The organism is Sporichthya sp., from assembly GCF_013815995.1.
Lineage (GTDB): Bacteria > Actinomycetota > Actinomycetes > Sporichthyales > Sporichthyaceae > Sporichthya.
Genome location: NZ_JACDFE010000181.1, coordinates 1 through 9285 on the forward strand (window position 1 = coordinate 1; position 9285 = coordinate 9285).

Sequence of the window (9285 nt, forward strand, 5' to 3'; positions counted from 1 at the left end):
GCGCGGGAAGCGCCTCCGCGGGGCGGCCGCGGCGGCCGGTGCGTCGATCAACGTCGCTGCGGTCATCGCCCTCGTCGCGGCTTCCGGGTCGGGCGCGATCGGCATCGGGGCGGTGGGCTGCAGATGAGCAGCGGTGCCCACCAGCAGGGCGAGGGCGGACGCAGCAGAGGCCGGGCGCCGGTCCGGGTCGGGATCGGTCAGCCGATCGGTCAGCTCGGTCAGACCGCCCGGGGCGTGCGCGGTGGCGCACTCCCGCAGCAGCACGCCGAGCGCGTAGAGATCACTGGCGACCGTCGCCGCTGCGCCGCGCCGCACTTCCGGGGCGAGGTACTTCTCGGTTCCGACGATGAACCCGGTACTGGTCAGCTTGGTCGCGTCGGCCAGATGAGCGATCCCGAAATCGGTGAGCCGGGCGCGGCCGTCCGCACCGATGAGCACGTTGGCCGGCTTCAGGTCGCGGTGCAGGATGCCGGCCGCGTGGATGTGACCCAACGCGTCGAGGAGTTCCCGGGTGATCGTCACGGGGTCCCAGTCGACGCGATCCTCCTTGAGCCGGCTCGACAGCGTTCCGCCCGGGACGCACTCCATCACCAGGTACGGCCGGCCGCCATGCGTGCCGTAGTCGAACACGCCCACGACGTGGGGGTGCGAGAGCGCGGCGGCGATCCGGGCCTCCCGCTCGAAGCGCTCGACGAAGGTGGGGTCGAGGGCGAGCGTGTCGGAGATGATCTTGATGGCGACTTCCCGGTCCAGGCGCGGATCCTGCGCGGCCCACACCGAAGCCATCCCGCCGGTACCGATGAGGCGGGTCAGCGTGTAGCGCTCGCCCAACTGCGCACCGACCAGAACCGGGCCGGCATTCATCGGGGCCTTGCCGGCGTCGCTCACTTCTTTCTGCCCTTTCCCTTGTCCTCGTCCTCGTCCTCGTCCTTGTCCTTGCCGGCAGTGGGCTCGGAGACCACGACCGGAGTGGGTACCGGGGTCGGGGTGGCACGGGCCTCGACGCGCGTGGCGATCCGATCCACCTGCGTCAGCAGCACCCGTCCGTCGGCGGGGTCCAGCTCCCCGGACGCCGCGAGTCGCCGGATCGTTGCCCGCAGATCGTCGACAGCAGATAGGGCCGCGGGGTTGCGGCCGTCCGCGACGGCCTCCCGGACCGCGTCGACCTGACGGTGCAGGTCGGCGGAAGCGGAGGTACCGATCGTGTCGGTGCCCGAACCGCAGCCTGACAGCAGCCCGAGCACCAGCGCAGCGCAGGCCGGGACCGCCACGCTCCGGACGTCCATACCCGTCGGATACCCGGTGCGGAGGACCTTCACGCGTACAGCATGACGTCGACCTCGGTGCCGCCGTCGAGGCCGGTCGCGGGTTCGGGCACCAGCACGCAACCGTCGGCGCGGGCCAGGACGGAGAGCAGGGCCGACGGCCCGTGCAGGGGCTCGGCGCCCAGGCCGGTGTCGGGGCCCTGGTCCAGCCGAACCTGGATCACGTCGAGGCGCCCGGCCTGCGAGGCGACGTTGCGGGTAAGCCGGGCGCGCGTCCGGGGCTGCGGTGGAGGTTGGTCACACCCGGCGAGCCGCCACACCAGCGGGACCCCAACGAGCCGGAACACCACCAGGGCCGAGAGCGGGTTGCCCGGCAGGCCGATCAGCGGGATCTCGTCGCACTCGGCCAGCATCGTCGGCTTGCCGGGCTTGATGGCCAAACCGTGGCACCAGATCTTCCCGAGCTCCGCGACGGCGGTCGCGGTTTCGTCGCGGGCGCCGACCGAGGAGCCGGCGGAGATCACGACCAGGTCGGCCTCGGCCAGCGCCTGGCGCAGCGCCTCGATGAGAGCATCCGCGTCGTCCGGGACGATGCCGGCGTAGACCGGGTCACCGCCCGCATCGCGAATCAGTCCGGCGAGGGCGCTCGCGGTGGCGTCGCGCACCTGACCAGCCGTCAATTCTTGAGTGTCCGGTGGGACCACCTCGTCTCCGGTGGACAGGATCGCCACGCGTGGCCGGGCGTGCACCGGCACCGCCGAGACCCCGGCCGAGGCGAGCAGGCCGAGGTCGGGGGCCCGCAACGGTCGCCCGGCCGGGACCAGAACACCGCGGACGGGCACGTCGTCGTCGGCCCCGACCACTCCCCCGCCGGGCGCGACCGGGCGGGTCACCTCGATCGTGCCGGGCATGGTCTCCGCCGTGTACTCGACCATCACCACCGCGTCGGCGCCGTGCGGGATCATGGCGCCGGTCGGGATGGCGACCGCGCCGTGCGCGGGCACGGCGACCTCCGCCGCCCGGCCCATCCGGACGGTGCCGGCCAGCTCGAGGTAGGCAGGCAACCCGTCGGACGCGCCGAAGGTGTCGGCGGCGCGCACCGCGTACCCGTCGACGGTGGAGCGGGCGAAGCCGGGCAGCGCGTGCGGAGCCAGGACGTCGGCCGCGGGCACCCGGTGCAGCAACTCCTCCCGTGCCACCGACTCGACGCGCGTACGCCGCGCGGGCCGGAAGCCGGCCAGCGCCTCCGCGACAGTGAGCGCGGTGAAGAACTCCCGACCGCTCACGTCCCCTCGGGCTTCGGCTGGGGGTTCGCCGCAGCGCCGCCCTTGTCCAGACCGAGCACGCTGAGCACCGGCCCCAGCGCGACCTGCCCGAGGCCGCAGATGGAGGTCTTGCGCAGAACTTCCTCCAGCTCGATGATCCGCGCGCGCCGAGGGCCGTCGAGCGGCACGCCCTCGTCGAGAACGCCGCGCAGGATCTCGTGCGCCTTGCTCGACCCGACCCGGCAGGGCACGCACTTGCCACAGGACTCGTTACGGAAGAACCGCAGCACGTTGGTGGCCGCGGCGAGTTCGTCGGTGCCCTCGCCGAGGACCACCACCGCGCCGGAACCGAGCATGGTCCCGGCCTTCGCGGCGCTGCCGAAGTCCAGCGCCAGATCCAGCTGGTCCGGGCCGATGAAGTTCGACGACGCCCCACCGGGCTGCACCGCCCCGACCGCGCGGCCTCCGGTCACCCCGCCGGCGAGCTCGATGAGGTCGCGCACTGTGGTGCCCATCGGCACGCAGTAGACGTCGGGTCGCTCGATGTGCCCGGAGATCGCGAAGAACTTCCAGCCGACCGATTCACCGAGGCCCTGCTCCTGCCACCACGCCGCCCCGCGCTGCGCGATCACCGGCACATCGGCGAAGGTCTCCACCGAATTCATCAGCGTGGGCCGGCCGTGCAGGCCGTAGACGCCGGGGAACGGCGGCTTGTTACGCGGCTCGCCGCGGTGGCCCTCCATGCACTCGATGAGGGCGGTCTCCTCGCCGAGGATGTAGCCGCCGGGCGAGACGAAGATCTCGACGTTGAGTCGCCGCCCGCTGCCGCAGGCGTCCGGGCCGATGATGCCGGCGGCGCGCAGCGCCTCCAGCTCCTCGCGCAGCACGTGCTCCTCGGGGCCGTACTCGTGCCGGATGAAGACCCAGCCCTCCTCAGCGCCGACCACGGCCATCCCGCAGAGCAGGCCTTCGAGGACCAGATGTGGCTGGGTGGCGAGGATCTGACGGTCCTTGAAGGTGCCGGGCTCGGACTCGTCCGCGTTGCAGATGGCGTACTTGATCGGGCCTTGCGCGCCGCGGACCAGTTCCCACTTCTGTCCGGTCGGAAAGCCGGCCCCACCCATGCCGCGCAACCCGGAGTCCTTGAGCGTGGTGACCAGCTCGCCCGGGTCGAGCGCGCCGGCCAGCAGCGCGCGCAGCGTGGCGTACCGCTCGGCGACCCCGGAACCCGCCGGGTAGGGGTCGTTCGGCCACGGCTCGGTCCGGGTCATCGCGGCAGCGTGGCCGACCCCGGTGCCGCGGGCAGCCGCGATCAGCTCCTCGACCGCGTCGATCGAGGCCGGGTGCTCGTTGACCGCGCACGCGGGCGCGGAGTCGCAGCGCCCCAGGCAGGACACCTCGACCAGCTCGACGTCCTCGGCGTCGCCGTGACGCTCGCGCAGCTCCGCGATCCGGGCCTCACCGTCCTGCAGGAAACACGAGAGGTCATGGCAGACGTGCAGCGCCACCTTGAGCGGCGGGGTGGTGCGGAAATGTGGGTAGAACGAGATCAGGCCTTCGATCTCGTAGCGCGGCCGGCGGGTGTCGCGCGCGAGCGTCTCCAGCTCCTCGCGGGGGAGCCAGCCGAGCCGGGCCTGGATGGCGTTCAACGCCGGGATCAGCGACGGCCCGGCGAACTTGCCCGCCCGGGCCTCGACGCCGGGGACACCGGTGGGGCTCACGCTTCGTCCCTCGCGGCCTCGACCTGGACCGCGCAGAACTTGAACTCCGGGATCTTCCCGACCGGGTCGACCTCGTCGATCGTGAGCAGGTTCGCCGCCGCCTCCCGGAAGTGGAACGCGATGAAGACGTTGCCGAGCTGCTCGCGGTGACTGACCCGCACGGCGAGGGTGATGTTGCCGCGACGGGAGCGGACCAGGGCCATCTGACCATGCGTCAGGCCGCGATCGGCCGCGTCCTTGGGGTGCATGTAGACCTCAGCCACCGGCGAGATCGCGTCGAGGGCGAACGAGCGGCGGGTCATCGAGCCCGTGTGCCAGTGCTCGAGCAGCCGGCCGGTGTTGAGCACGAGGGGGTACTCGCCGTCGGGGAGCTCCCGGGCCGGCAGCCACTGCGCGGGCACCAGGTGGGCGAGCCCGTCGTCGGTATTGAACCGCTCGTCGAACATCACGATCGTGCCGTCGGAGTGCTCGGGGTCGGCGTTCGGATAGAGCTTCCCGCTGGAGCCGAGGTTGCCGTAGGCGAGGTTGGTGTAGGACGGCATCAGCGCGACCATCTCGTCGAACACCTCGGACGGCGAGCCGTAGTTCCAGTCCAGCCCGACGCGGCGGGCGATCTCCTGCTCGATCCACCAGTCCGCCCGGGCCTCCCCCGGCGGGTCCATCACCTTGCGGCCGAGCTGCACCCGGCGGTCGGTGTTGGTGTAGGTGCCGTCCTTCTCCAGGTACGAGGTCGCGGGCAGGATCACGTCGGCGAACTCCGCGGTCTCGGTCAGGAAGATGTCCTGCACGACCAGGAAGTCCAGGGCGGAGAGCGCCTTGCGGACCTTGTTGGTGTTCGGGTCGGACAGGAACGGGTTCTCCCCGAGCATGTACATCCCGCGCACGCCGCCGGCCAGGATGGAGTGGATGATCTCGGTGACGGTGAGCCCGCGGACGGGGTTGAGCGCGAGGCCCCAGGCCTCCTCGAACCGGCGCTGGGTCCCCTCCCGGTCGACGCCCTGGTAGTCCGGGTAGAACATCGGAATCAGGCCCGCGTCCGAGGCACCTTGCACGTTGTTCTGCCCGCGCAGGGGGTGCAACCCGGTGCCCGGGCGGCCGACCTGTCCGGTGATCGAGCACAGCGCGATCAGGCAACGCGCGTTGTCGGTGCCGGTGGTGTGCTGGGAGATCCCCATGCCCCAGTACACGACCGCGGAACCGGCCTCGCCCCACGTGCGGGCGACCTCGCGGATCTGGTCGGCGGGGACGCCGGTGATCTGCTCGGCGCGGTCCGGCGGGTAGTCCGCGACGGTCTCGGCGAGGGCCTCGTAGTTCGATGTGCGGTTCGCGATGAACTCGGGGTCGGTGAGCCCGAGCCGGATCACCTCGTGCATCACCGCGTTGTAGAAGGCCACGTCCGTGCCGGGCTTGAGCTGGATGAAGATGTCGGCGTGTTCGGCGACCGTCGAGGCGCGCGGGTCGACGTAGATGATCTTCGTGCCCCTGCGCCGGGCCTGTTTGAAGAACGAACTCGCGACCGGGTGGTTCGCGGTCGGATTACAGCCGGTGATGATCACGACGTCGGCGTTGGCGACGTCCCCGTAGGTGGTGGACACCGCGCCGGACCCGACGCCTTCGAAGAGGGCCGCGACCGAGGACGCGTGGCACAGCCGCGTGCAGTGGTCGACGTTGTTCGTGCCGAAGCCGGTGCGGATCAGCTTCTGGAAGAGGTAGGCCTCTTCGTTGGAGCATTTGGCGGAGCCGAACCCGGCGATCGAGGCGGGGCCGTCCTCGGCGTGGATCGCGAGGAGACGGCTCGCGATCAGGTCGAGCGCCTCGTCCCAGCTGGCCTCCCGGAAGGCCGGCATGACCTCCGCGTAGTCCACCAGGCCGCCCGGCTTGCGACCGCGGTCCTTGCCCGGCCGACCGTCCTCGCGTCGCTTCGGCCCGCCGCCACCGCTCCGGTCTCCGCCGGCACCGTCGCGCCCCCGTCCGTTGAGCGTCCCGCCCTTGCCGTCCCCGCGTACGTCCGCAGACAGCGGGCCCTTGGGGTAGGCCGCGTCGATCCGGATCAGAGGCACCGTCAGACGTTGCGGGGAGGCGGAGTAGTCCCAGCCGTAGCGGCCCTTCACGCACAGCCGACTCTGCGAGCCGGGCTGCTCGCGGCCCTCGGCGAAGGAGATCCCGCCGCGCTCGCGGTCCACCCAGTAGGTGAGCGCGCACCCGACACCGCAATACGGGCAGACGCTGTCGACGGCATCCAGCTTCTCGCGCGGCTGGATCGGGATCGACCGGATCGCCTTGTTGGTCAGCGCCCCGGTCGGGCAGGCCTGCACACACTCCCCGCAGGTCACGCAGCTCGAAGCGCCCATCGGGTCGTTGAGATCGAAGGCGATGCGGGTCGCGTAGCCCTTGCCGGAGCGACCGATGACGTCGTTGCCCTGCAGGTCGTCGCAGGCCCGCACGCAGCGGTCGCAGAGGATGCAGGAGTCGTGGTCCATCGCGATCACCGGGTTGGACAGGTCCTGTCCACGGCCGGTACCCAGCGGCAGGTCGGTGGTTTCCCGGGCGACGCCGTAACGGTCCGCGAGTTCGAGGAGCTTGTTGTCCGCGGTGGTGGTGTCCTTCGGGTCCTGCTCACGCGGAAGCTGGTCGGAGAGCAGCAGTTCGGTCAGGACCGCCCGGCTGCGCTCCAGCTCCGGCGTCGAGGTCTTGACGGTCATGCCGTCGTCGCACGGCCGCACGCAGGAGGCCGCGAAGACCCGCCCGCCGGTATCGACCACACACATCCGGCAGACCCCGACCGGGTCGTAACGCTCGTTGTGACACAGGACAGGGATGTCGACCCCGACGGCCTTCGCGGCGTCGTAGATCGAGGTCCCGGGCGCGACGGCGACCTCCCGGCCGTCGATGGTGAGGGTGACCGCGGGCGCGGCGGTGCCGGTCTCGGGTTCTTGCAGGGCGGTGATCGCAGCCTCCTGGGCGAGAGGTGGAGCTTGCTTGAGCCTAAACCGAGGGCGGACGCCCGGCATCGTCCCAGCCGCGGGCGGCGTAGTAACCGTCCACCATCGCCTGCAGGGTGGCGGCGCTCAGCGTCGCGGTCCGGCCGGAGGCCAGCTCCACCCCCGTCTGAAGTAGCCGCGGGGGCAGGGTGTCGTCGGCGGCGGTGGCGCCTTCGCGCAGGTTGTAGGCCCGTTTGGCGTCGACGATCCGCCGGGCGGTGGCCCGCAGCTCCTCGGCGTCGACGTCCCAGCCGGTGACCGGACGCAGCAGCGCGGCCCACTCGGTGAACGGGTCCGTGAAGACGCCGCGCAGGAACTTGCACAGGATCATCGAGTCCATCACCGCGGCGCGGTCCTCGGTGCCGATCGCGGCGGCGACGTGCGCGGCGCCGCCGGCGAGGCGGTCCAGGTCCCCGGAGAGGTCGGCCTCGTACGCGCCGGAGCGGTTGTGATCGGCACCCCGGGAGTTCACCGCGAGCCCGAGCGCCATCGTCTGCATGGTGCGCGGCTCGTAGCCGGGCAGCTCCATCCCCTTCACCTGCGGGGCGAAGTCGATCGAGCCCTGACCGAGGATCTCCGCCGCGCGCCGCGACCCCTGTGCCAGCAACTCCCCCAGCCCCGGCGAGCGCGTACCGATCGCGTCCAACGCGCGCAACAGCGCGGCGCCGTCGCCGAAGCGCAGCCACGGCTCGTCGAGCAGCCCGCGTTCGGCGCACTCCATCGCCCACGCGATCGTGCCGCCGGCCGAGATGGTGTCCAGCCCCAACTCGTCGCACCGCGCGCTCGCGGCGAACACATCGTCAGCGTCGCCGACCCCGCACATCGGGCCGAGGGCGAAGACGTTCTCGTACTCCATCCGCTGCGAGCCGCCGCCCTTGCGGGAGTAGATGTGCTCGCAGCCGATCGAACAGGACGCGCAGGAGTTGCGGGCCACCGCACGTAGCTCGTGCAGTTCCTCGGCGGCCAGTCGCGGCGCGGACTCGAAGGTGGCCGCGGTGAAGTTGCGGGTGGGCAGGGTGGAGACCGCGTTGAACGCGAGCAGGTTGGCCAACGTCCCGAGTTCGCGGTACTTCGCGGTGGCCGGGCCGAAGCTGCGCTCGCGCAGGTCCTTGGCGGCGGCCAGCACGGCGTCGGCGTCGTGCACGGCAGCCTTGCCGGCGGCGCGCACCAGCAGCGCCTTGAGGTTCTTCGCCCCGAGCACCGCGCCGAGCCCACCGCGCCCGGCGTGCCGGCCGTCATGGCTGATGGTGGCGAAGCTGACGCCCCGTTCACCGGCCGGCCCGATCACGGCCGCCCGCCAGCCGCGGCCGAACCGTTCCCGGAGCGCAATCTCGGCGGCGGCGGCGGACAGGCCGGCGAGCTCCGGGCTCGCCTCCACCCGGACACCGTCGGCGTCGACGAGCAGCACGGAGAGCTCCGGTGCGCGGCCCCGGACCACGATCGCGTCGTGCCCGGTCAACTTCCCGGCGATCGCGAACTGGCTGGAGGCCAGGGCGTCGGTGAGCAGGCCGGTCAGCGGCGACTTGGCGACCACCGCGAACTTGGCGCTCGTGGTCAGCGGGGTGCCGACGAGCGGGGAGAAGACGAAGGCCAGCGGGGCCTCGGGGGCGAGGGGGTCCACGCCGGGTTCGCCGAGCGTGTGCAGCAGCCAGGTACCGAGCCCGACGCCCCCCAGGTAAGCCCGCAGCACCTCGTCCGAGAGGTCGAGGCGGGACGCGTCGGCGCCGGCAGCGTTGTGGCCTCCGACGTCCACCACCAGCGCCGCCCCGAAATACCCGCCCGGAGCCATGGCGTGAACCCTAGGCCCGCTCAGCCGCCGGCGTCGGCGGAGATGAACGCGACGAAGTCGCCCGCGACCAGCCCGAACGCCGGGTCGCGACTGATCCGCTCGCCGTTGAGCGCGGCCACCACGTGCAGGTCCAGCTCGAGCCCGACCGCCGCGGCCGCCTCTCCGAGCGTGGCCGCGCGCACCGTGCCCGACCGGAGCCCGGCCCGGTTCGCCAGCGCCCCGTAACAGCTGACGCGCACCTCGGGCGCCGGGGCGCCCTGCACG

The 9285-nt window shown here is 72.0% G+C and carries 6 protein-coding genes and 1 pseudogene; all 7 read right to left on the bottom strand.

From position 1 onward, the window contains the following. On the bottom strand, positions 1–888 hold an 888-nt coding region (locus H0X00_RS17805), incomplete at its 3' end, for a serine/threonine-protein kinase (protein WP_293773504.1). Then, a complete protein-coding gene (locus H0X00_RS17810; protein ID WP_293773506.1) occupies positions 885–1319 on the bottom strand; it encodes a hypothetical protein in 435 nt (144 codons plus the stop codon). The genes H0X00_RS17805 and H0X00_RS17810, both read right to left, overlap by 4 nt. Continuing rightward, complete coding sequence (gene glp, locus H0X00_RS17815; RefSeq protein WP_293773508.1) at positions 1316–2551, bottom strand: gephyrin-like molybdotransferase Glp; 1236 nt, start codon at positions 2549–2551, stop codon at positions 1316–1318. The genes H0X00_RS17810 and glp overlap by 4 nt, the downstream gene beginning before the upstream one ends. After that, positions 2548–4251, bottom strand: coding sequence for an NAD(P)H-dependent oxidoreductase subunit E (locus tag H0X00_RS17820; RefSeq protein ID WP_293773511.1), 1704 nt, complete (start codon positions 4249–4251; stop codon positions 2548–2550). Before H0X00_RS17820 ends, glp begins: the two co-directional genes overlap by 4 nt. Then, positions 4248–7262 carry a formate dehydrogenase subunit alpha gene (gene fdhF, locus H0X00_RS17825; RefSeq protein ID WP_293773513.1) on the bottom strand — a complete coding sequence of 1005 codons (3015 nt, stop codon included), beginning with the start codon at positions 7260–7262 and terminating at the stop codon, positions 4248–4250. Before fdhF ends, H0X00_RS17820 begins: the two co-directional genes overlap by 4 nt. Then, the gene (locus H0X00_RS17830; RefSeq protein WP_293773515.1) at positions 7237–9021 is read right to left on the bottom strand and encodes an aldehyde ferredoxin oxidoreductase family protein; all 1785 of its coding nucleotides are present in this window, start codon (positions 9019–9021) and stop codon (positions 7237–7239) included. Before H0X00_RS17830 ends, fdhF begins: the two co-directional genes overlap by 26 nt. A gap of 20 nt (positions 9022–9041) precedes the next feature. Further along, a pseudogene (locus tag H0X00_RS17835) lies at positions 9042–9285 on the bottom strand (molybdenum cofactor guanylyltransferase); the annotation flags it as partial.